This window comes from Thermomonas sp. (assembly GCF_041905325.1).
Taxonomy (GTDB): domain Bacteria; phylum Pseudomonadota; class Gammaproteobacteria; order Xanthomonadales; family Xanthomonadaceae; genus Thermomonas.
The window spans coordinates 24,460-46,844 of sequence record NZ_JAYRLK010000008.1; the positions used below are offsets into that span (position 1 = coordinate 24,460).

The window sequence follows — 22,385 nt, forward strand, 5'->3', positions numbered from 1 at the left end:
GAGCCCATCCCCGTGAAACTCCCCAATCGTCTGCTGCTGTCGCTTGCCGTCACCGCCGCCCTTGCCGGCTGCCACAAGCCGGAGCAAGCGACCGCCGCCGCCAAGCCGGAGGCTGCCGCCGTGAAATCCGCACTGCCGCCGCTGGCCGTCTTCAACGTGGCCGACCTCGATGCCAGCAAGAACGTGTGCACCAACCTGGCCGATTTCGTCAACAGCAAGTGGCTGGCGGCCAACCCGGTGCCGGCCGACAAGACCACCTGGGGCAGCTTCGAGATGCTCGACGAGCGCTCGCAGGCGGCCAGCCGCAACATCGCCGAGGCCGCCGCCGCCAAGCAGGGCGCCACCGGCATCGAGAAGCTGATCGGCGACATCTACGCCAGCGGCATGGACGAAGCCACCATCGAGGCCGCCGGCATCACCCCGATCCAGCCGATGCTGGGCCGCATCGCCGCGCTGAAGACCCCGGCCGACATCGCCCAGTACCTGCGCGACGAATTCGCCGCCGGCCGCGGCGAGGTGTTCGGCTTCGGCGCCGAGGCGGATTTCAAGAACTCGGCGATGAAGATCGGCTACGCCATGCAGGGCGGGCTGTCGCTGCCGGAGAAGGCCTACTATCTGGAAGACGGCCCGGACGGCAAGTACAAGGCCATTCGCGAGGCCTTCGTCAAGCATGTGTCCCGGCAGTTGCAGAATGCCGGCGTGGCCGCCGCCGCCGCCGACACGCAGGCCGCCGACGTGCTGGCCTTCGAAACCCGGCTGGCCAAGGCCTCGCTGTCGCCGATCGAACTGCGTGACCCGAACAACCAGTACCACTACGTGAGCATGGCCGACGCCGACAAGGCATCGCCGCACTTCAGCTGGTCGGCGTTCTTCAAGGCCAACGGGGTCAAGGCGGAGGGCTTCTCGCTGTCGCAGCCGCAGTTCTTCGCCGAGTTCGACAAGATGCTGGCCGACGTCCCGGCGACGCAATGGCAGGCCTACCTGCGCATCAGCGCGATCGACGGCATGGCACCGTTCCTGGCCAACAAGTTCAACGACGAACGCTTCGATTTCTACGCCCGCACCCTGCGCGGCCAGAAGGAGCAGAAGCCGCGCTGGAAGCGCGTGCTGGGCACCGTGGAAGGCTCCGCCGGCGAAGCGCTGGGCCAGTTGTACGTGCAGCAGTATTTCCCCGCCGAATCCAAGGCGCAGATGCAGATGCTGGTGGACAACCTGCGGGAAGCCCTGAAGGCGCGCATCGAACACCTCGAATGGATGAGCCCGGAAACCAAGAAGAAGGCGATGGAGAAGTGGGCCAGCTTCACGCCCAAGATCGGCTACCCCGACAAGTGGCGCAGCTGGGCCGGGCTGGCCACCGCACGCGGCAACTACGTGCAGAACGTGATGGCGGCGGCGAAGTTCAACCATGACTTCGACATGGGCAAGATCGGCAAGCCGGTGGACCGCAGCGAGTGGGGCATGACCCCGCAGACGGTGAACGCCTACTACAACCCGCTGATGAACGAGATCGTGTTCCCGGCCGCCATCCTGCAGCCGCCGTTCTTCGATCCCAAGGCCGACCCGGCCCTGAACTACGGCGGCATCGGTGCGGTGATCGGCCACGAAATGCTGCACGGCTACGACGACCAGGGCAGCCAGTTCGACGCCCAGGGCAATTTCAACAACTGGTGGACGAAGGCCGACATGGACGGCTTCCAGTCCCGTACCGCGCGGCTGGTCAAGCAGTTCGACGAGTACGTGGCGATCGACGGCATCCACGTCAAGGGCGCGCTGACGCTGGGCGAGAACATCGCCGACCTGGGCGGCCTGAACGTGTCGTGGGATGCCTATCAGAAGGCGTTGAAGGAAGCCAGCAAGACCGGCGACGACAAGATCGACGGCTACACCGAGAACCAGCGCTTCTTCTTCAACTGGGCCACCGTGTGGCGTCGCAACTTCACCCCGGACGAAGCCAAGGTGCGTCTGAACACCGACCCGCACGCCCCGGCGCAGTTCCGCGCCATCGGTGCCCCCAGCAACATGCCGGCGTTCGCGCAGGCGTTCGGCTGCAAGCCCGGCGACGCGATGGTGCGCGACGCGGAGCACCAGGTGGTCATCTGGTAAGCCAGCCGGCATCGGTACCTCGACAAGGCCCGGGCAACCGGGCCTTGTCGTTGCCGGATGGGTTCCGGCCCATGCGCGACGGGTGTATGTTCGCGCTTCAACCTGCGGGAGCCACGCCATGGACATCCACGACATCGCCCTGACCTTGTACACGCAACTGGTCGGTGCCCACCGCGACACGCCGCAGGACGACGCCGCGCGCATCGCCCTGGGACGCGAGGCCTACCGCTATGCCGAGGCCTTCATCACCGCCAAGGACCTGTACATCCGCGAGCTGCCGGTGAGCAGCAGCGAGCCGGGCTACTGATGCGCGGGGTGACCGCACGGCTGGCCGGCCTGGGGCTGTTGGCGCTGCTGCTGGCCGGTTGCGGCAGCGGCCCGGTGCGCAGGGTGTCGGAACCGGCCGCCAGCATCCAGCAACTCACCGTGCGCGCCGACGGCCAGTGGGACGTGCAACTGCGCCTGCAGAACTACAGCAGCATGGCCATGCGTTTCGACAAGGCCGCGCTGGACATCCACTTCGACAACGGCGCGGCGGCACGGCTGGAGGTGCAGCCGGCCCTGGACATCGGCCCGGAATCGGCCGATGTGGTCAACGCCACCGTGGCTCCGCTGCCTGCCGGTCGTGCCCGCATCGCCGCCGCGCTGGCCGACGGCCACGGCCTGTCCTACACCCTGCGCGGCAGCATCGTCGCCACCCCGCAGGACCGTCAGCAGAAATCCTGGGACATCCAGCGCGAGAGCGCGCTGTCGCCGGTGCCCGGGCTGCCCGGGGCGCTGCGCTGAGGGCATTGCCGACGCTAGAGCTTTCGCTCAACATACGCAGTCGTATGCTGAAACCCTCCGCGGGCCGATGGTCGGCCCGTCCCTGCCCGGATGCGCGCGCATGAGCACCTACAAAGCCCCCCTCGACGACCTCCGCTTCGCCCTGTACGACGTCCTTGGCGCCGAAGCGCACTTCGAAACACTCGGCTTTGCCGAGGTCAACCGCGAGCTGGCCGACGCCGTGCTGGACGAGGCCGCGCGCTTCGCGGAAACCGTGCTGGCCCCGCTCAACAAGATCGGCGACGACATCGGTTGCAGCTTCGACAAGGCCACCGGCAGCGTCACCCCGCCACCGGGCTTCAAGCAGGCGTTCGATACGTTCGTGGAAGGCGGTTGGACCGGCCTGACCAACGCGCCCGAGCACGGCGGCCAGGGCATGCCGGCGCTGCTGGGTGGGGTGATGACGGAGCTGGTGGATGCCGCCAACCTGGCCTGGGGCAACTTCCCGATGCTCAGCCACGGCGCGGTGAAGGCGCTGGAGACCTACGGCGAGGACTGGCAGAAGACGGTGTTCCTGGAGCCGCTGGTGGCGGGCCGCTGGACCGGCACCATGTGCCTGACCGAACCGCACTGCGGCACCGACCTCGGCCTGCTCAAGACCCGTGCCGAGCCCGTCGCCGACGGCAAGTACGCGATCACCGGCACCAAGATCTTCATCACCGCCGGCGAACACGACCTCGTCCCGAACATCGTCCACCTGGTGCTGGCCAAGCTGCCGGACGCGCCGCCCGGCGCCAAGGGTATCTCGCTGTTCGTGGTGCCGAAGTTCAAGGTGGCGCGCGACGGCAGCGTGGGCGAACGCAACGCGGTGCGCTGCGGCGCGATTGAACACAAGATGGGCATCCATGGGTCTGCCACCTGCGTGATGAACTTCGATGGTGCCGAAGGCTATCTGCTGGGCGAGCCGCACAAGGGCTTGCAGGCGATGTTCGTGATGATGAACTCGGCCCGCCTGGGCGTGGGCGTGCAGGGCCTGGGGCTGTCCGAGCGCGCCTACCAGAACGCGCTGCGCTACGCGCGTGAACGCCTGCAATCGCGCTCGCTGACCGGCCCCAAGCAGCCCGACAAGCCGGCCGACCCGCTGCTGGTGCAGCCCGACGTGCGGCGCATGCTGCTGAGCCAGAAAGCGTTGGTGGAAGGCGGCCGCTTGCTGTCGCTGCACGCCTACTCGCTGCTCGACGTGGCGGAGAAGGCGCAGGACCCGGCCGCGCGCGAACGGGCGCACACCCTGGTCAGCTTCCTTACCCCGATCTCCAAGGCCTGCCTGACCGAATGGAGCATCGAAAACACCTACAACGCCCTGCAATGCTTCGGTGGCCACGGCTACATCAAGGAGCACGGCATGGAGCAATACGCCCGCGATGCACGCATCACCACCCTGTACGAAGGCACCACCGGCATCCAGTCGCTGGACCTGATCGGCCGCAAGACCGCGGCCACGCAGGGCGCGGGGCTGAAGCTGTTCATCGCCGAAGTGGAAGCCTTCGCCAGGCAGCACGAAGGCGACGCCGCGCTGGCCGAGTTCCTCGCGCCGCTGGCGGCCAAGTGCAAGGAATGGGGCAAGCTCACCATCGAGACGCTGACCCGCGCCGCCGGCAACCCGGACGAGCTGGGCGCGGCCAGCACCGACTACCTGTTCTACTCGGGCTACGTGGTGCTGGCCTACTGGTGGGCACGCAGTGTCGCCGCCGCCAACGCCTCCGACCGCCCGCAGGCGTTCAAGGACGCCAAGCGCGACACCGCCCGCTTCTACTTCGCCCGCATCCTGCCGCGCACGCTGGCGCACAAGGCCGCCATCGAAGCCGGTGCAGGCTCGCTGATGGCGATGCCGGACGCGGCATTCGGCGCTTGACGGGCGGCTGAAACGCCGTTGCGATGGCCGGGCCGGGAGCCCGGCCATCGATTGCACCACGCATTACCAGCGCGAGGTCTTGCCCAACGGCGGCGCGGCGTTCTGGCGGTCGTAGCCGCGCAGCTCCTCGCGGATGTGCTGGATGCGTTGCCGCCCCAGCGCACTGCGCTCCTCGTCCAGCACCACGCCATCCAGCAGGTCGGCCATGCGCTGCGCGGCCGGCCCCATGGTGTCCCAGGCGTCCAGCGCCGGCACCGGTGCCGGCAGGGTGAGGAAAAATGCCAGCGCCGGGGTTTCCAGCTCGGCGATGGTCGCCATGTCGAAGCTGCCGGGCCTGACGATATTGGCCACGCTGAAGATCGGCCCCGCTTCCGGACGCCCGTCCACCAGCCGGTGGAAGACATCCATGTAGCCGAAGGTCAGGCCGGCTTTTTCCGCCGCCACCACGATGTCCGGGCCCCGCAGCCGGCTGCCCTCCTTGGCCGCCACGTACAGGGTGACGATGCGGTCGAACTTGTCGCTGGGGCGCATGCCCAGCGCCGGGCGCGCGCGCGCCTGCGGCGACGACGGCAACGTGTCCCGGATATCGGAGTCGGCCTGCATGCCGTCATCGTCGGGCGATGCCGACGGCTCCATGCGGCCCGGCCCGGACGCCGGCTCGCTGCGCGGCACGCGCCGCCCCTGTCCGTCCTTGCGGCTGCGGCCGAAAAAGATGATCGCGCCCAACAGCAAGGACATCGCCAGCGCGATGCCGATCCGGAGCAGGGTCATGTCCGACATCAATCCATTCTCCAATCAGGCGGCCCCGGCCAGGCGTGCGGCTTCGGCCAGGTCCACGGACACCAGGCGCGACACGCCCGGCTCGCGCATGGTGACGCCGGACAGTTGGCGCGCCGCCTCCATCGTCACCTTGTTGTGGGTCACGAACAGGAACTGCACCGCCTCGCTCATTTCACTGACCATCGCGGTGAAGCGCCCCACGTTGGCCTCGTCCAGCGGCGCGTCCACTTCGTCCAGCAGGCAGAACGGCGCGGGATTGAGGCGGAAGATCGCGAACACCAATGCCACCGCGGTCATCGCCTTCTCGCCGCCGGACAGCAGGGTGATGTTGGACACGCGCTTGCCGGGCGGCCGCGCGAAGATGGTGACGCCAGTATCCAGCAAATCGTCGCCGGTCAGTTCCAGGTAGGCGTGGCCGCCACCGAACAGGCGTGGGTAGAGTTCCTGCACGCCGGCATTGACGCGGTCGAAAGTGTCCTTGAAGCGGCCGCGGGTTTCGCGGTCGATCTTGCGGATCGCCTCCTCCAGCGTGTCCAGCGCGGCGGTGAGGTCGGTGTTCTGCGCGTCCAGGTAGTCCTTGCGCTGCGCGGCTTCGGCATGCTCGGCGATGGCGGCGAGGTTCACCGGCTCGAGCCGGCGCATCTTCGCATCCAGCTCGCCCACCGCGCGCTCCCACGCCGCGATGTCGGCACCCTCCTCCAAGGTGGATTGCAGGTCGTCCATCACGAAGCCGGCATCCGTCACCGCCGCGCTGAATTGCTCGGCCTTCAGCGCCAACGCCTGCTGCTCCAGCCGGCGCTGGCCGATCGCCTCGCGCTGCTCCAGCGCCTGTGCATCGCGCTGCTGACGCACCTGTTCGTACTGTCGCAACTCGGCGTCGATACCCTCCAGCAGCGAGCGCGCTTGCGCCAGTTCGCGTTCGCTGCGCACGCGCTCTTCCAGAGCGACCTGTCGTTCGGCCTCCAGCGCCTGCACCGGCGCATCGCCTTCGGCCAGTTGTGCGGTCAAGTCGCCCAGTCGCGTATCCAGCTGGCCGCGCTGGCCGCCCATGCGCTCCAGCGCCTGCGCCAACGCCACCACCTGCACGCGCTGTGATTCCAGGCTCAGGGCCAGCGCATGCGCGGCATCCCGGGCCTCGCGGGCGGCGGTGCGCGCGGCCTCGCGTTTGTCGGCGAGGTAGCGACGCTCGTTCTCCAGCGTCTGCCGGGCCGACTCCAGGTTGCCCATCCGGCCCAGGGCATCATCGATGCGGACGCGGGCTTCGGCCGCCTGCTGCTTGCTGGCTTCCAACGCCTCGCCCAGCTGCGCCAGTTCGGCGTCGATGCGGGCGATGCGGTTGCGTGCATTCTCCAGCCGGCCCTGTTGGCTCTGCAGCTGGCCGGCCAGTTCGGACACGTTGCGGTGCGCCATGTACAGCTGGCGCTGCGCGTCCTCGCGCTGCTGCTCCGCCACCAGGTGCGCATCGCGCAACTGGGTCAGCGCGGCCTCCAGCTCGCGCTCGCGCAGCTGGTGCTGTTCGATATCGCTGCGCAGCGATTGGATTTCCTTCTCGCGCAGCAGCGCGCCCTGCTTGGCCGCGCCGGAGCGCGCGATGCGCACCCAGCCGTCGCCCAGGCGCTCGCCGCCGCGGGTGATGACGGAGTCGCCCTCGCCCAGCGTGGCCTGCAGCGTGCGGGCATCCGCCAACGTGTCGGCGGCGTGCAGGCGCGCCAGCAGGCGGCGGATCGCGCGCGGGCCCTGCACCTTCGCCGCCAGCGACGTGGCGGGGTACGCGGTGTCGTCGGTGGCGCCGGCCACCAGCGCCAGCCGGCCTTCGCCAAGTTCGCCCAGCGCATCGACCAGCTGCTCCGGGGCCTCGACGATCACCGCCTCGATGAGCTGGCCCAGCGCGGCCTCGACCGCGTTTTCCCAGCCGGATTCCACCTGCAGGCGCTCGCCCACGCGGGCGGCGTCGTGCAGGCCGTGGGTTTCCAGCCACTGCTTGGCCGCGCCCTTTTCCTGCCCCAGCGCGGCGGCCTGCAGGGTTTCCAAAGACGACAAGCGGCCGCGGGCGGCCTGCGCCTGCTTGCGCAGCTCGGCCAGTTCCGACTGCGCCGCGCGCTGGCGCTCCTGCACCTCGGCGGTGGCCTGCTTGCGGGCCTCGACCTCGCCGGTCATCGACTCCAGCGATTCCTTTTGGGTTTCGTGTTGCAGTTGCAGCTGCTCGAAGGCATCGGCCAGCGTGTCGAGGTCGAGGCCGGCGCGCTCCTCGCGCAATTGCTGGCGGCGGCGGTCGGCATCGAGGATCTGCCGGTCCAGATGGTCGATGTGGGTGCGTTCCACATCACCGGCGCGGGAGGCTTCGGCCTGCTCGCGGCTGTGCGCGTCCCAGCGCTGCTGCCAGTCGGCCAGCCGCGCTTCCACATCGTGCAGCGCGTCCTGCCGCAGCAGGTCTTCTTCCTGCAGCAATTCCAGTTGCGGCTCGGCCTCGGCCACCGCTTCGCGCAGGATGTCGAGCTTCTGCGCATCGCCACTGATGTGGCTGCCCAGTTCGGCCAGCGCCGCCTGTGCCTCGTCGCGCGCGCGCAACAACCGCACCGACAGTTCGCGCTGGTGGGCGATCTGCTGTTCCACCCGCGCCAGCGTGCTGCCCACCTGGTAGACGGCAGCCTGTGCGGTGTTGAGGGCATCGCTGGCGGCCTCGCGGCGCTCGCGGCCGGTTTCCAGCTCGCTTTCGGCGTGGCGCTGTTCGGCGATCAACTGCTCCAGCCGGGTTTCCTCGCGCAGCAACTTCTCCCGCAGGCCTTGCAGGCGGTTGTCCAGCGCGCGGAATTCCAGCGCCTTCCACTGCGCATCCTTGATCCTGCGCTCGTCTTGCAAGGCGGTGTACTGCTCGGCCTGCCGCGCTTGCCGCGCCAGGTGCTGGAGCTGCTTGTCCACTTCCTCGCGCAAGTCACCCAGGCGGTCCAGGTTCTCGCGGGTGTGGCGGATGCGGGTTTCGGTTTCCTTGCGGCGCTCCTTGTACTTGGAGATGCCCGCCGCTTCCTCCAGGTAGACGCGCAGTTCCTCGGGCTTCGCCTCGATGACCTGCGAGATCATGCCTTGCTCGATGATCGAGTAGCTGCGCGGCCCCAGGCCGGTACCCAGGAACAGGTCGGTGATGTCGCGGCGGCGGCACTTGCCGCCATTGAGGTAGTAGCCGCTCTGGCCGTCGCGGCTGACCGTGCGCTTGACCGAGATTTCGTTGAACGCGGCGTACTCGCCGGTGATGGTGTGGTCGCTGTTGTCGAAGATCAACTCGACGCTGGCCTGCGACACCGGCTTGCGGGCGCTGCTGCCGGAAAAGATCACGTCGGTCAGTGAATCACCGCGCAGCCGGCTGGCCGCACTCTCGCCCATCACCCAGCGGATCGCATCGATGATGTTGGACTTGCCGCAACCGTTCGGCCCCACCACGCCGGTCATGTTGGTCGGCAGGTGCAGCGTGGTGGGATCGACGAAGGACTTGAAGCCGGAGAGCTTGATGGTGGAAAGGCGCATGCGGCGATCGCGGAACCTGTGGCGCGGCCAATCGGCAGCACCATGATGGTGGAAGGTCTGGAACCCCTAAGCCATTGAATCAACGAGGGGAAAGAGCCGGCACCGAGATGCCGGCGGATGAGTATAGCGAGGCTTACCCCTGTTCGCCCGGGGCTTTGGCATCGATCGACAGGGCGTGGATGTCGGTCTGCAGCATGTCGCCCAGCGCGGCATAGACCAGCCGGTGGCGGGCCAGCGGCAGCTTGCCGGTGAAGGCGGCGCTTTCGACGGCAATGCCGAAATGCCCCTGCCCGTGGCGGCTGCCGGCATGGCCGGCGTGCCGGTGGCTGTCGTCACGGATGTCCAGCCGGGTGGGCGCGAGGGCGTCGGTGAGCAACCGGTGCATCTTCGCGATCCGCGCCGGGTTCAGGCGCGGGATGTCGGCTTCGGTCCAGCCGCTCACGGCAACACCTTGCGGAACGGGCGCACCTCGACGCGGGCATACACGCCGGCGGCACAGTAGGGGTCGGCATCGGCCCAGGCACGCGCCTCCTCCAGCGAAGCAAACTCCGCCACCACCAGGCTCCCGGAAAACCCCGCCGGGCCCGGGTCTTCGGCATCGATCGCCGGACACGGCCCCGCCAGCAACAGCCGGCCCTCGTCGCGCAGCGCATGCAGCCGCGCCAGGTGTTGCGGCCGCGCGGCCTGCCGCCTGGCCAACACATCGGTGCCGTCGTAGCCTTCAATCGCATACCACATGCCGCATTGCCTCCATGAACCGGAACGAAGGACATTGTAGGCGGCCAGTGGACAGCTTCGCGGGGAATGCGTAGGCTAACGCCTTCAGTATCCGGCCCGACCCTGCGGCCCGCGCGACTTCCGGCACCCCCACGCCGCACCGCGCACGCCGGTCCGGCCATCTTCGCCACTCGTTCCGATGCCGCCCAGCCGGGTGGATGCGTGCGGGCATGGCGGGACAGCGCAGGCGCAAACGTGACCCGGCCGACTGCGGCCAACGCAACAGACCGTGTGGCCCGGAGGGGGCCGCCAGCCGATGACATCCGACACCAGCATCGCCCAGCCGGCAGATGCCACCCACCACAACCCGGGCCCGCATCCGCAGCAGCAGGAAATGCCGCTGGCGGTGGTGCTTGGGCAACCGGTGGTGGAAATCCCGAGGGATCTCTACATCCCGCCGGATGCGCTGGAAGTCATCCTCGACGCCTTCGAAGGCCCGTTGGACCTGTTGCTGTACCTGATCCGCCGGCAGAACCTGGACATCCTCGACATCCCCGTCGCCGAGATCACCCGGCAGTACGTGGACTACATCCAGGCCATGCACGAAATGCGCTTCGAGCTGGCCGCCGAATACCTGGTGATGGCCGCGATCCTGGCCGAGATCAAGTCGCGCATGCTGCTGCCGCGGCCACCCAGCGAGGACGGCATCGAGGACGACCCGCGCGCCGACCTGGTGCGCAGGTTGCAGGAATACGAGCGCTACAAGCAGGCCGCCGAGGACCTGGACACCCTGCCCCGGCTGGACCGCGACACCGCCGTCGCCAGCGCACACGTCCCCGACCGCGCCAACGTGCGGCTGCCGCCGCCGGTGGAGTTGCGCGAAATGCTGCTGGCCCTGCACGACGTGCTCAAGCGCGCGGAACTGTTCACCCAGCACGCGATCAAGCGTGACGCGCTGAACGTGCGCCAGCGCATGGGCGAGCTGCTGGAACGGCTGGCCGATGGCGCCTTCCACCGCTTCGAATCGCTGTTCGCGCCGGAAGAAGGCCGCCTTGGCGTGGTGGTGACCTTCCTCGGCATGCTCACGCTGGCCAAGGAGCAACTGGTGGACATCGTGCAGGAGGCACCCATGGCACCGATCTACGTGAAGTCACTGGCCACCGGCGATGACGTCCCCGCACTGGAAGACCTGTCCAGTGAATTCGATGACCCCGACCCCAATGAAGCGCAAGCATGACCACGCTTGATCAAACGCTGATCACCCGCATCGTGGAAGCCGCCCTGCTGGCCTCCAGCCAACCGTTGACGCTGGTCCAGCTCAAGGGCCTGTTCCCGCTGGACGAACCGATTCCCGACAACGCCGTGGAAGCCGCGTTGCTGGAACTGCAAGCCGCCGGCGCGGGGCGTGGCGTGGAACTGGTGGAGGTGGCCAGCGGCTGGCGCTTCCAGGTGCAGGCCGACGTGCACCCGTGGGTGGCGCGGCTGTGGACCGAGCGCCAGACCAAATACACCCGCGCCACCCTGGAGACGCTGGCACTGATCGCCTACCGCCAGCCGATCACCCGTGGCGAGATCGAGCAGATCCGCGGCGTGACGGTGAACAGCAACATCATCAAGGCGCTGGAAGAACGCGACTGGATCCGCTCGGTGGGGCACCGCGACGTGCCCGGCAAGCCCGAGCTGCTGGCCACCACCAAGACCTTCCTCGACTACTTCGGGCTGAAGCGACTGGACGACCTGCCGCCGCTGTCCGAGCTGCGCGACATCGGCGAGCTGGAACCGCAGCTGCCGTTCGAACCGGTCATTCCCGCCGGGAACGTGGGGTCGGAGTCGACGTCTGACCAGCCGCCACTGGCCCCGGACACGCCGGAGACAGACATCGACACCGACCCTGCTTCCGATCCCGCTTTGCACGAACACCCCCAACCCAACCAAGACCCCCATGGAGACGACGCGGCCGCCGCATCGTCGGAGCACACAGATGAGCAATGACACCCCCCGCCGCCCGCTGAGCCTGAAGCGCGCCGCCACTGAAACCGCCGCCACCCCGCAAATCAGCGAGCGCCTGCACAAGGTGCTGGCGCAGGCCGGCCTCGGCTCGCGCCGCGCGCTGGAAGCCCGCATCGCCGACGGCCTGGTCAAGGTCAATGGTGAAACCGCGCAAACCGGCATGAGCATCACCGGTGGCGACAAGATCGAAATCGACGGCAAGACGTTCGTGGCCAGCGCGCTGACCGACCCGGCGCGCGTGCTGATGTACAACAAGCCGGAAGGCGAAGTCACCACCCGCGAAGACCCCGAGGGCCGGCCGACCATCTTCGACGCGCTGCCGGTGCTGAAGGGCGCGCGCTGGATCGCCATCGGCCGCCTCGACATCAACACCACCGGGCTGCTGCTGCTGACCACCGACGGCGAGCTGGCCAACGCGATGATGCACCCCAGCTTCGAAGTGGAGCGCGAATACGTCTGCCGCGTGCGCGCACCGGAAGGCGAGGAAGAGGTTTCCGACAAGCTCATCGACCGCCTCGCCCGCGGCGTGGCGCTGGAAGACGGCCCGGCCAAGTTCGACGAAATCGAACGCATCGGCGGCAGCGACTCCCACGACTGGTTCCGGGTGCTGCTGAAAGAAGGCCGCAACCGCGAAGTGCGCCGCCTGTGGGAATCGCAGGGTTGCCAGGTCAGCCGCTTGAAGCGCATCCGCTACGGGCAGGTGCGCCTGCCGCAGCCGTTGCTGCGCGGCCAGGCGCAGGAATTGCCGCAGGCCGAGGTGGACGCGCTGCGCAAGGTGGTGGGTTTGGAGGACGGCGCGCCATCCGCACTGACGCTGATGCCGGTGCTGGGCCAGCGCAAGGCCGGCAAGACCGTGGTCGCCGGCAATGCCCGTAGCCACGGCTACGTCGGCGGCCACACCACCGCCGATGAAGGCCGCGAACTGCGCCGCTTCGACCAGTTCCGCGAGGACCGCGGTCGCCGCGGCGGCAAGAAACCGTCCGGCGGCCTGACCGTCAGCGGCGAGATGGCCGCGGCACAGCGCGACAAGCGCCTGAAGGTGAAAGGCCCGCGCCAGCCCGGCCAGCGCATGAAGCCCGGCGAACAACGCGGCGACAATCCGGCGGCGATGCGCACCTGGTTCGTGCCGGACGGCGTGGACACCGGGCCGTCCGGCCACCGCAACCCCGGCCAGCGTGGCCCGAAGAAATTCGGTGACCGCCCCTTTGGCAGCAAACCGTATGGCGATCGCCCGGCCAGCGACCGTCCCGGCGGTGGCAAGCCGCGTGCGCAGGGTGCGGGCTTCGGCGGCGACACCCGTGGCCCCAAGCCCTTCGGTGAACGTGGCCCGCGCCGCGAAGGTGGCTTCAATGCCGGCGAAGCGCGTCCGCAACGCGCACCGAAGCCTTACGGCCATCCCGGCAACGCCCCGCACTTCCCGTCCGACCATGCCCACGGCGGCGGCTTCAACCCCTACGGCCACCAAGGCGACACCCCGCGCCCGCGTGGCCCGCGTCCGGCAGGCAACCGCCCCGGTGGCGGCAATCGCGGCCCGCGCGGCGGCAATCGCTGAGGCCCTGCGCCGCTGAAGGCAGCCGGGCCCACCCGGCTGCACCCCGGCCCTGCATGCGGGCTACCGGGTATTCACTCCGGCGCGTGCGACCCCTGCACCACCGCAGCCTCGGCAAGGACGGGCTGCAACGGCCCTTCCAGCACCTGCCACTGGGCTTGCCCGGCCTCCCGCAGCCGCATCAAATCGGCTTCCGCGCAGCTCGGGGCCACGTCGATCCGGTCAAGGCAGATCGCCTGGTTGCGCCCGCTGGCCTTGGCCAGGTACAGCGCGGAATCGGCAAGTCCCAGTGCGGCGGCCCACGTCTGCCCGGGCATGAGGGGAAAACTCACCACTCCCAGCGAGACCGTGACGGCAATCGCCTGCCCGTCGAACAGCACCGGGGCCGCACCAATCGCTTCCAGCACATTCCTGGCCACCCGCGGCAAGGCGGCGGCCGGGGTGTTGGGAAGCACCAGCACGAACTCCTCGCCGCCCCAACGCGACACCACGTCGTTCTGTCGCAGCCGCCCCTGCAAGCGCTTGACCGTCTCCACCAGCACCGCATCCCCCGCCGCATGCCCGTGGGTATCGTTGATGCGTTTGAAGAAATCCAGATCCAGCAGGATCAGGCCGATGTGCTGCGGGGGTGACTGCCCGGACGTCCTTTGCAGGGTCTCCAGCAACGCCTGCGTGTGCCGGCGATTGAATGCGCCCGTCAGCGGGTCGGTCGCCGATTGCAGGGCAAGCGTGGCATTGGCGGCGGCCAGCTTGCGGTTGGCCCGGCGCGCGCGCGCGATCGACCGCCACAGCCAGAACAGCCCCAGCCCCAGAATGGCGGCCAACGCCAGCCACAAACGCTGCTTCCAGCTTTCGGCTTCCAACTGGCTCTGCTTGAGCTTGTTCTGCGCCGCCAGCTTCTCGATCTGGTCACTCTTGCGCTCGGCGGAATATTTTTCCTGCAACTCGAGGACTGCGGTTTCGCGCGCTTCGCGTGCCTGTTTTTCCTGCAAGTCGATGATCGACTGCAAGGCATCCAGCGCTTCCTCGTACCGCTTCGCCCCACGCAGCACGCGCACCAGCTCCTGGGTGATGCCCAGCGTGTAGACATCGATCTCGCTTTTTTTCGACAGGTCGAGCGATTCGCGCAGGGCCGCCACGCCTTCCTCCACCTGCCCCATGCCCGCCAGCGCGATCCCGATGTTGGCCAGCGGCGCGATCTCTCCGCTCCGCATCCCCACCTGGCGTGCCAGCGCCAGGGCTTGCCGCGCATACCGCAAGGTCTGCGGGTAACCGCCTGGCTGTGACAGCCAGAAATCCGCGAGGTTGTTCAGGATGATGATCCTGTCATTCACCAGGCCGGGGTCATCCCCCACCAGCACCAGGGCCTTCTCCAACGCCTCCCGCTGCTGCGGGCGTTTCCCGGCCAGTGCATTGGCATGCCCGATATCCAGCAGGATGCTGGCCAGCAGCGCCCGATAGCCAATGCCCTCGGCCTGCCGGTACGCCTCGTCGCCAACCGCCAGCGCACGCTTGACATCGCCCAGGTCTGCATTCAGCCCGATCAGGTTGGCGAGGTATTGCACCTGTGCCGCGGCGTCGCCATTTTTCCTGGCCAGTTCGCCGGCACGCACGTACTGGGCGATCGCCGAATTGAGCTCTCCCTTCGCCCGCGCCCATGCCGCAAGCGCGGCCAACAGATGCTGCTCGGACTCGGGGGTCGCCAATTGCCTCTGCAGTGCCTGCAGCTCCCTCTGATAGGCCGCGGCAGCGGCTGTGTCCGCATTGCCGGCATCGAGTTCGTACAGTTTCGCCAGTGTCAGTTCGAAGCGGCACTGCAGGCAGCCCGCATCCGCATCCACCAGCGCCTGCAAGGCACGCATGCTGTCCTGCCGGGTCTTGCGGTCGGGTGCCTGCGCGGCCAGCTCGCGCAATGTGCCGTAATAGACCGCGCGGCTGGCCGCCGGAACGTTCATTCCCGGCGGATCTTCGGCCCGTTGCAGGCGCACCAGGGCCGCCGACGCCGAGGCGAACCCGTGCGCACGCAGATCGCGCAGGACATCCTCCCTGCGTGCCTGCGCTTGCGCCTGCGCCGAAAACAACAGCAACAGCGCCATGGCACACGCCAACGGCACCGCCTGCATCAACCTGCGCGCGGGTGTCATGCAGTCACCATGTCCGGTTTTCCATCGTGCCCCCAGTATCGGCCGCAAATTGCGTTAGCGTATAGCACTGCCGTCATGCCATTCCTCCCGATCCGGCCGGGTCCGGCGGGGCCACGCGCGGCCAATGGCACGCAAACGCATTCAACCGGAACGCCCATGACGATACCTCTCCTGCCCGCCCTGCTCCTGCTGGCATCACCGCCGCAGGCGGCCGCAGCCAGCGCCCCACTGGAGTACGTGGATGCCCGCAAGCAGGCCGATGCCGATGAAGCCGGCGTCACCGGCGCGGCACACGCGGCCATGCTGGCAGCGCAACGCAAGCTGCTGGATGCCGGCGTGCTGGAGTGCGCGCTGGGCAAGCCGCAACAGGACTTCAGCGCTTTCACCATCGTGATGCGGCTGGATGCCGATGGCCGCGTGCAGCAGACCTGGCGCCAGGGCGGTTCGCCGCTGGCGATCTGCCTGCAACGGTTCGTCCGCGACAAGCCCGTGTTCGTGCCGCCGCAGGCACCGTTCATGACCACGCTGGAAGTCAGCTTCACGAAATAGCATCACGAAACAGGATCATGCATGGAACGTTCAGTCACTTTTCCAGCGATTGAACGCAGGACTGAAACAACCCATCCTCCTCCCACAACCGCCGGCCCCTGCCGGCAATCACGGGAGTTCCCATGAAAAAGGTGATCGACATTCTCGCTGCCCCCGGCCGGCATTGGGTTGGCAACGGCTTTCCGGTGCACGGGATGTTCGACTACAACGGGCCCAGGGTGCCGCTGCGCAGCCCGTTCCTGTTGCTGGACTATGCCGCCCCGACCCGCTTCGGGCCAACCACCGAGCGACGCGGCGTCGGCCAGCATCCGCACCGTGGCTTCGAGACCGTCACGATTGTCTATGCGGGCGAGGTCGAGCACCGCGACTCCACCGGCCAGGGCGGCATCATCGGTCCCGGCGACGTGCAGTGGATGACCGCCGCCGGCGGCATCCTGCACGAGGAGTTCCACGCCCCCGCCTATGCCGCCAAGGGCGGCCCGTTCGAAATGGTGCAACTGTGGGTGAACCTGCCGGCCAAGGACAAGCTGGCCCCGCCCGCCTACCAGGGCATCCTGGACGCGCAGATTCCCGCACTCGCCCTGCCCGGCGATGCCGGCACGCTGCGGCTGATCGCCGGCGAATACGCCGGCAGCAAAGGTCCGGCGCGCACCTTCACCCCCATGCACGTCTGGGACCTGCGGCTGGCCGCAGGCAAGACCGTGGCGCTGCCGCAGCCGGAAGGCTGGACCACGCTGGTGGTGGTGCTGGAGGGGACCGTGCAGGTCAATGGCAGCCTGTTGCACGCCGCGCAGGTGGCCACCCTGTCCACGGCGGGAACGCAGGTCGTGCTGGACGCCGAGGGCGATGCGAAATGCCTGCTGCTGGCCGGCGCACCGCTCGACGAGCCGGTGGTGGGTCACGGCCCGTTCGTGATGAACACCCAGCAGGAGATCATCCAGGCGATTGCCGATTTCAACAGCGGCAGGTTCGGGCGGATGCCGGCGTAAACGCAACGGCGGGCAGGACGCCCGCCGCTTCAACCGGCCGGGAGCCCGGGGCCGGATCAGCCCAGCGCCGCCAACGCCGCCGCGTAGTCCGGCTCTTCGGCGATTTCCGGCACCAGTTGCACATATCGCACCTGGTCGTGCTCATCCAGCACCACCACCGCACGGGCGGCCAGGCCGGCCAGTTTGCCGTCCTCCAGCGCCACGCCGTAATCGGTGAGGAATTCACGTCCGCGCAGGGTTGACAGCATGGTGACGTTGTTCAGGCCTTCGGCACCGCAGAAACGCCCCTGCGCAAATGGCAGGTCGGCCGAGATGCACAGCACCACGGTGTTCTCCAGTGCCGCGGCTTGCTGGTTGAACTTGCGCACCGAGGTGGCGCATACGCCGGTGTCGATGCTGGGGAAAATGTTCAGCACCTTGCGCTTGCCGGCGAACGCGGCCAGCGTGCGATCGCTCAGGTCGCCGGCCACCAGCGAGAATGCGGGTGCCTTGCTGCCCACTGGCGGCAGGCTGCCGCCGACGCGAACGGGTTGGCCGTGGAAGGTGACGCTGGACATGGTTGGGCTCCTTGTGGTCAGGGTTGGCCGGGCAGGATGCGGCAAGCCGCGTGAGGCCGGCGTCACGGCACGATGGCCGTCCACGCCGGGGTGGCGAACTTCGCCGCCGCCAGTGCCTCGGCGCGCGCCATGGCCTGCACCGACACCTCGCCCTGCTCCAGTCCGTGGCAGCCGCGGAAGGTCTCGATCATCCGGGCGATCACCTCGGCGCGCGGCAGGCCGGTCTGGCTGCGCAGTGGGTCGACCCGCTTGTTGGCGCTCTGGGTGGCCTTGTCGGACAGCTTCTCGCGGCCGATGCGCAGCACCTGCAGCATCTTGTCGGCGTCGATGTCGTAGGCCATGGTCACGTGGTGCAGCACCGCCTTGCCGCGCCGCATCTGCGCGGCCCCGGCGATCTTGCCGGCTTTCGAAGCGATGTCGTTGAGCGGCTGGTACCAGGCCTCGATGCCCAGCGTGCGCAGCGCTTCCAGCACCCAGGCATCCATGAAGGCATAGGACTGCTCGAAGGACATGCCCGCCACCAGCGACTCCGGGGCGGACAGCGAATAGGTGATGGTGTTGCCCGGCTCGATGAACATCGCGCCGCCACCGGTGATCCGCCGCACCACCTCGATGCCGTGGCGCGCCGCGCCGCCTGCATCGACCTCGTTGCGCAGCGACTGGAAGCGGCCGATCACCACCGCCGGCGAGGCCCATTCCCAGACCCGCAACGTCGGCGCGCGCTGGCCGGCGGCCACTTCGTCGGTGATGATTTCATCCAGCGCCATGTGCAGCGCAGGGGACTGCGGTGCGGCGTGGATCAACTGCCATCGATGGTCGTCCCAACGGCTCATGCACTTGCTCCCGCCTCGACCGCCCGCCGCACCGCCACCGCCACCGCCTCCGCGCTGATGCCGTACAGCATCGCGCCGTCCGGCAACCCGCGCTGCACGGCCGCCGCCAGCACGGCGACATCGGCATCGGCGGGCAAACCCGTCAACGCCGCATTGATGGCCTCCAGGGCGGCCTCCGGCTCGAGGAAGAAATCGCCACTGATGGCCACCGCGTCCAGCCGGCCGGCACGGACGGCCAGGTCGGCCACCACCAGTTTTCCGCCCGGCATCTTGTATTCGGCATGGGTGCGCATGTCGGCATTCTAGAGGCGGCGAGCACATCTTCATGCCCCTCCGCACGGATTTGACAAACCGGCACGACCTGTTTGCATCATTGTCCACGGCCGCGCATCGCGGCCGTCCTCATTTCGGAGCCTGTCGTGGAATTTCGCACCATCATCGAACCCTTCCGCATCCATTCGGTCGCCCCGCTGCGGATGACCACCCCGCAGCAGCGCCGCGACGCGGTGGCCGCCGCCGGCTACAACCTGTTCGGGCTGCATTCCGATGACGTGATGATCGACCTGCTCACCGATTCCGGCACCGGTGCGATGAGCCGCGACCAGTGGGCGGCGATCCAGCATGGCGACGAGTCCTACGCCGGCAGCCCCTCCTACGGGATCTTCCGCGATGCGGTGCAGGCGCTGTTCCCGTTCAAGCACGTGATTCCCACCCACCAGGGCCGCGCGGCGGAAAAGATCATCTTCACCGCACTCGGTGGCAGCGGCAAAAGCTTTCCCAACAACACCCACTTCGACACCACCCGCGCCAACGTGGAATACACCGGTGCCGAGGCGGTGGACCTGGTGATCGCCGAGGGCCGCGATCCGGCCAGCCTGCATCCGTTCAAGGGCAACATGGACGCGGCCGCGCTGGACGCCTTCCTGCACGCACGCAAGGGCAGCGTGCCGGCGGTGTTCGTCACCCTCACCAACAATTCCGGCGGCGGCCAGCCGGTGAGCCTGACGAACCTGCGCGAGACCAGCGCGGTGTGCAAGCAGCACGGCGTGCCGCTGTTCCTCGACGCCTGCCGCTTCGCCGAGAACGCCTGGTTCATCCGCGAGCGCGAACCCGGCCAGCAGGACCGCGCGGTGGCCGACATCGTGCGCGAGATGGCCGGCCTGGCCGACGGCATGACCATGAGCGCGAAGAAGGACCCGATGGGCAACATCGGCGGCTGGCTGGCGCTGAACGACGATGTGCTGGCCGAGCAGTGCCGCAACCTGCTGATCCTCACCGAAGGCTTCCCCACCTACGGTGGCCTGGCCGGCCGCGACCTGGAAGCGCTGGCGCAGGGCTTGAAGGAAGTGGTGGACCACGATTACCTGCGTTACCGCATCCGTTCCACCGCCTATCTGGGCGAAGCGCTGCTCAAGGCCGGGGTGCCGGTGATGCAGCCGATCGGCGGCCATGCGGTGTATCTGGACGCGCGCGCGCTGCTGCCGCACATCGACCCGCTGCACTACCCCGGGCAGGCACTGGCGGTGGCGCTGTACGAAGCCGGCGGCGTGCGCGGCTGCGAGATCGGCACGGTGATGTTCGGCCGGCAGGCCGATGGCAGCGAACGGGCCGCGCCGATGGATCTGGTGCGGTTGGCCATCCCGCGCCGCACCTACACCCAGAGCCACATCGACTACGTGATCGAGGTCTGCGAGCACGTTGCCGGCAACGCGAAAGCCCTGCGCGGCTACAGCATCGTGGCGCAGCCGAAACAACTGCGTCACTTCACCGCACGCTTCGCGCCGCTGGGCTGATCACCCCAGGGTGAAGGCATCCCCATCGCGCAGCGCCGGAAAGCGCTGCCGATGGGCCAGCAGTTCCGCGGCCTGCAAGGTGGTGGTGGACACCACGTCCTCGTCGGTGCATTCGCTGACGGCATGCCCCAGGAAATCGATCACCGCGCTGTCGCCGGAATAATGCAGGCCGTTGCCGTCAGTGCCGACCCGGTTGACGCCCGCCACGTAGCAGACGTTCTCGATCGCGCGGGCGCGCAGCAGGGTCTTCCACGGGTAACTGCGCAGCGACGGCCAGTTGGCGACGTACAGCGCCAGGTCGTAGTCGGCCTGCCCCGCCTGCGTGGCATCGAACCGATTGCGCGAGAACACCGGAAAGCGCAGGTCGTAGCAGACCTGCAACAGGATGCGCCAGCCCTTCCATGCCACCACGACACGCTGGTGTCCGCCGGCGTAACGCTCGTGTTCGCCGGCGAACGAAAACAGGTGGCGCTTGTCGTAATGGGCCAACTGGCCATCGGGGGTGGCAAACAGCATGCGGTTGAACACACCCTGCTCCGTGCGCAGTTGCGCACTGCCGGTCACCGCTGCACCCAGCGTCGCCGCCTGTTCGCGCAGCCATGCCACGGTGGGCCCGTCCATGCCCTCGGCCTTGTCGATGGCGTCGTTGGAAAAACCGCTGGTGAAGGTTTCCGGCAGCACCACCAGGTCGGTGGTGCCATGCAGCGGGGCCATCCGCTGTCCGTAGTAGTCACGATTGGCCGCCGGATCGTGCCAGCGGGTATCGCCCTGGAGGATGGAGACGCGGAGATTCTGCATGGGGGTTCCAGTGACAGTTACGCCTTCGGCGCATCCGGGATGAAGCGCAGCACCTTGCCGTTGATGCAATAGCGCTTGCCGGTGGGCGGCGGGCCATCGTCGAACACATGGCCCAGGTGGATGCCGGAACTGGCGCTGCGCACTTCGATGCGGTGCATGCCGTGGCTGCGATCCTCGATGAACAGCAACGCGCCCGGCTTGGGCGCGAAGAAACTGGGCCAGCCGCAGCCGCTGTCGAACTTGGCATCGCTGCGGAACAGGGCCGCGCCGCTGATCAGGTCCACGTAGGTGCCGGGGCGGTGCTCCTCCAGATACGGCCCGGTGCCGGGCAGCTCGGTGCCGCTGTCGAAGGCGATTTGCTGCTGCTCGGGGGTGAGCAGGTGGAAGCCCAGCCATTGCCAGAATTTCTGCACGTCGCCGGCATAGCCGGTGAAGCGCGCGGTTTCCCGGCCCTGCTGGAACAGCACGATGGTGGGCGTGGCCACCAGTGGCCTGGCCAGTTGCCAGCCGCCCGGGGCCTGCTGCGAACGGGTCTGCACATAGGCCACCGGCGCGGCCCAGTGGGCCAGCACATCGGCCTCGAAGCGGGCGCAATACGCGCAATCCTCCGCTTCGTACACCACCAATTGCCGTGCGGGGTCCAGCGTGCCGGCATCCAGCGCCGGCGTGGCCGGGCCGTTGACGCCCTTGCCGAATGCCACGCCGGTGCCGCCCAGGCCGCAATAGCCGTCGGAGTTCTTCAGCAGATAGTCCTGATGCGATTCTTCGGCGCGGTTGTAATGGCGCAGCGGCAGGATCTCGGTGGTGATCGTGCCGAAGCCGGCCTTGGCCAGGTTGGCCTGGTAGATGGCGCGGCTTTGCTCGGCCAGCACCTGCTGCGCGGGCGTGGTGAAGTAGATCGCGCTGCGGTAATTGCTGCCCAGGTCGTTGCCCTGCCCGCCCACCTGGGTGGGGTCGTGATTCTCCCAGAACGTCGCCAGCAACCCCATCACATCCAACTGCCTGGGGTCGTAGCGCACCCGCACCACTTCGGCGTGGTTCACCGCGTGGCTGCGGCCGGCGCGGATCAGCTTTTCCTCGCGCAGTACGTCCTCATAGCCCACCTTCGGCGCGTCGCCACCGGCGTAGCCCACTTCCACCGCGGCCACACCCGGCACGGCACGCAGGCGCTTTTCCGCGCCCCAGAAGCAACCCATGCCGAAGTAGATGTCCTGCAATTGGCGCGTGCTCACGGGGATGGCTCCGGTGGAGGGTGCGGGCATCGGACGGGCGCTGACCGCGCGCCAGCCCAGCAATACCGCGGCTGCAGTCAGCAACGATGCCAGCACCAACGCGATCAGTTTGTCGGCTTGCATGCGTTGTCTCCC

20 protein-coding genes are annotated in these 22,385 nt (G+C 68.2%); 10 read left to right on the top strand and 10 right to left on the bottom strand.

What is annotated here, in order from left to right; genetic code table 11:
* Positions 1 to 12 precede the first annotated feature (12 nt).
* The 4 genes from ACE3OK_RS09800 to ACE3OK_RS09815 all read left to right on the top strand — a co-directional run bounded on the left by ACE3OK_RS09800 (position 13) and on the right by ACE3OK_RS09815 (position 4,780).
* Entirely contained in the window at positions 13 to 2,103 is a 2,091-nt protein-coding gene (locus tag ACE3OK_RS09800; RefSeq protein ID WP_374249357.1) for a M13 family metallopeptidase, read from the top strand.
* A gap of 118 nt (positions 2,104 to 2,221) precedes the next feature.
* Positions 2,222 to 2,410: a hypothetical protein gene (locus ACE3OK_RS09805; protein ID WP_374249358.1), complete on the top strand. Its 189-nt coding sequence runs from the start codon at positions 2,222 to 2,224 to the stop codon at positions 2,408 to 2,410.
* 8 nt (positions 2,411 to 2,418) lie between these two features.
* Entirely contained in the window at positions 2,419 to 2,889 is a 471-nt protein-coding gene (locus ACE3OK_RS09810; RefSeq protein WP_374249359.1) for a hypothetical protein, read from the top strand.
* A gap of 100 nt (positions 2,890 to 2,989) precedes the next feature.
* Entirely contained in the window at positions 2,990 to 4,780 is a 1,791-nt protein-coding gene (locus ACE3OK_RS09815) for an acyl-CoA dehydrogenase C-terminal domain-containing protein (protein WP_374249360.1), read from the top strand.
* 63 nt (positions 4,781 to 4,843) lie between these two features.
* On the opposite strand, the gene zipA is transcribed toward ACE3OK_RS09815, so the two are convergent.
* The 4 genes from zipA to ACE3OK_RS09835 all read right to left on the bottom strand — a co-directional run bounded on the left by zipA (position 4,844) and on the right by ACE3OK_RS09835 (position 9,817).
* Positions 4,844 to 5,560, bottom strand: coding sequence for a cell division protein ZipA (gene zipA / locus ACE3OK_RS09820; protein WP_374249361.1), 717 nt, complete (start codon positions 5,558 to 5,560; stop codon positions 4,844 to 4,846).
* Between the two features lie 15 nt (positions 5,561 to 5,575).
* Positions 5,576 to 9,079, bottom strand: coding sequence for a chromosome segregation protein SMC (smc, locus tag ACE3OK_RS09825; RefSeq protein ID WP_374249362.1), 3,504 nt, complete (start codon positions 9,077 to 9,079; stop codon positions 5,576 to 5,578).
* Between the two features lie 133 nt (positions 9,080 to 9,212).
* Positions 9,213 to 9,464, bottom strand: a complete 252-nt coding sequence (locus ACE3OK_RS09830; RefSeq protein ID WP_374249422.1) for a BolA family protein — start codon at positions 9,462 to 9,464, stop codon at positions 9,213 to 9,215.
* A gap of 53 nt (positions 9,465 to 9,517) precedes the next feature.
* Positions 9,518 to 9,817: a YciI family protein gene (locus tag ACE3OK_RS09835; RefSeq protein WP_374249363.1), complete on the bottom strand. Its 300-nt coding sequence runs from the start codon at positions 9,815 to 9,817 to the stop codon at positions 9,518 to 9,520.
* Positions 9,818 to 10,112: 295 nt separating this feature from the next.
* Here ACE3OK_RS09835 and ACE3OK_RS09840 point away from each other — a divergent pair, with 295 nt between their 5' ends.
* From ACE3OK_RS09840 to rluB, 3 genes are read left to right on the top strand one after another with little or no spacing between them, the layout of a single operon-like run.
* Entirely contained in the window at positions 10,113 to 11,033 is a 921-nt protein-coding gene (locus ACE3OK_RS09840; protein WP_374249364.1) for a ScpA family protein, read from the top strand.
* On the top strand, positions 11,030 to 11,788 hold the full coding sequence (scpB, locus tag ACE3OK_RS09845; RefSeq protein WP_374249365.1) for an SMC-Scp complex subunit ScpB: 759 nt from the start codon (positions 11,030 to 11,032) through the stop codon (positions 11,786 to 11,788). Before ACE3OK_RS09840 ends, scpB begins: the two co-directional genes overlap by 4 nt.
* Positions 11,778 to 13,358 carry a 23S rRNA pseudouridine(2605) synthase RluB gene (gene rluB / locus ACE3OK_RS09850; protein WP_374249366.1) on the top strand — a complete coding sequence of 527 codons (1,581 nt, stop codon included), beginning with the start codon at positions 11,778 to 11,780 and terminating at the stop codon, positions 13,356 to 13,358. The genes scpB and rluB overlap by 11 nt, the downstream gene beginning before the upstream one ends.
* Positions 13,359 to 13,429: 71 nt before the next feature.
* Here rluB and ACE3OK_RS09855 read toward each other — a convergent pair whose 3' ends face one another.
* Positions 13,430 to 15,499, bottom strand: coding sequence for a diguanylate cyclase (locus ACE3OK_RS09855; RefSeq protein ID WP_374249367.1), 2,070 nt, complete (start codon positions 15,497 to 15,499; stop codon positions 13,430 to 13,432).
* 156 nt (positions 15,500 to 15,655) lie between these two features.
* Between ACE3OK_RS09855 and ACE3OK_RS09860 the strand changes: the two genes are divergently transcribed.
* Both ACE3OK_RS09860 and ACE3OK_RS09865 read left to right on the top strand, forming a co-directional pair.
* On the top strand, positions 15,656 to 16,048 hold the full coding sequence (locus tag ACE3OK_RS09860; RefSeq protein ID WP_374249368.1) for a hypothetical protein: 393 nt from the start codon (positions 15,656 to 15,658) through the stop codon (positions 16,046 to 16,048).
* A gap of 122 nt (positions 16,049 to 16,170) precedes the next feature.
* Positions 16,171 to 17,037, top strand: coding sequence for a pirin family protein (locus tag ACE3OK_RS09865; RefSeq protein WP_374249369.1), 867 nt, complete (start codon positions 16,171 to 16,173; stop codon positions 17,035 to 17,037).
* Positions 17,038 to 17,093: 56 nt separating this feature from the next.
* On the opposite strand, the gene tpx is transcribed toward ACE3OK_RS09865, so the two are convergent.
* The 3 genes from tpx to ACE3OK_RS09880 form a co-directional block, all read right to left on the bottom strand.
* Positions 17,094 to 17,594 (bottom strand): thiol peroxidase, encoded by a 501-nt coding sequence (tpx, locus tag ACE3OK_RS09870; protein WP_374249370.1) that lies wholly within the window; start codon positions 17,592 to 17,594, stop codon positions 17,094 to 17,096.
* Between the two features lie 62 nt (positions 17,595 to 17,656).
* Positions 17,657 to 18,427: a biotin/lipoate A/B protein ligase family protein gene (locus ACE3OK_RS09875; RefSeq protein WP_374249371.1), complete on the bottom strand. Its 771-nt coding sequence runs from the start codon at positions 18,425 to 18,427 to the stop codon at positions 17,657 to 17,659.
* Positions 18,424 to 18,720 (bottom strand): biotin--protein ligase, encoded by a 297-nt coding sequence (locus ACE3OK_RS09880; RefSeq protein WP_374249372.1) that lies wholly within the window; start codon positions 18,718 to 18,720, stop codon positions 18,424 to 18,426. Before ACE3OK_RS09880 ends, ACE3OK_RS09875 begins: the two co-directional genes overlap by 4 nt.
* A 126-nt stretch (positions 18,721 to 18,846) precedes the next feature.
* Here ACE3OK_RS09880 and ACE3OK_RS09885 point away from each other — a divergent pair, with 126 nt between their 5' ends.
* Positions 18,847 to 20,220, top strand: coding sequence for a tryptophanase (locus tag ACE3OK_RS09885; protein ID WP_374249373.1), 1,374 nt, complete (start codon positions 18,847 to 18,849; stop codon positions 20,218 to 20,220).
* Here ACE3OK_RS09885 and ACE3OK_RS09890 read toward each other — a convergent pair whose 3' ends face one another.
* Complete coding sequence (locus tag ACE3OK_RS09890; protein ID WP_374249374.1) at positions 20,221 to 21,018, bottom strand: amidohydrolase; 798 nt, start codon at positions 21,016 to 21,018, stop codon at positions 20,221 to 20,223.
* A gap of 17 nt (positions 21,019 to 21,035) precedes the next feature.
* Positions 21,036 to 22,373, bottom strand: coding sequence for a peptide-methionine (S)-S-oxide reductase MsrA (gene msrA, locus ACE3OK_RS09895; protein WP_374249375.1), 1,338 nt, complete (start codon positions 22,371 to 22,373; stop codon positions 21,036 to 21,038).
* Positions 22,374 to 22,385 lie beyond the last annotated feature (12 nt).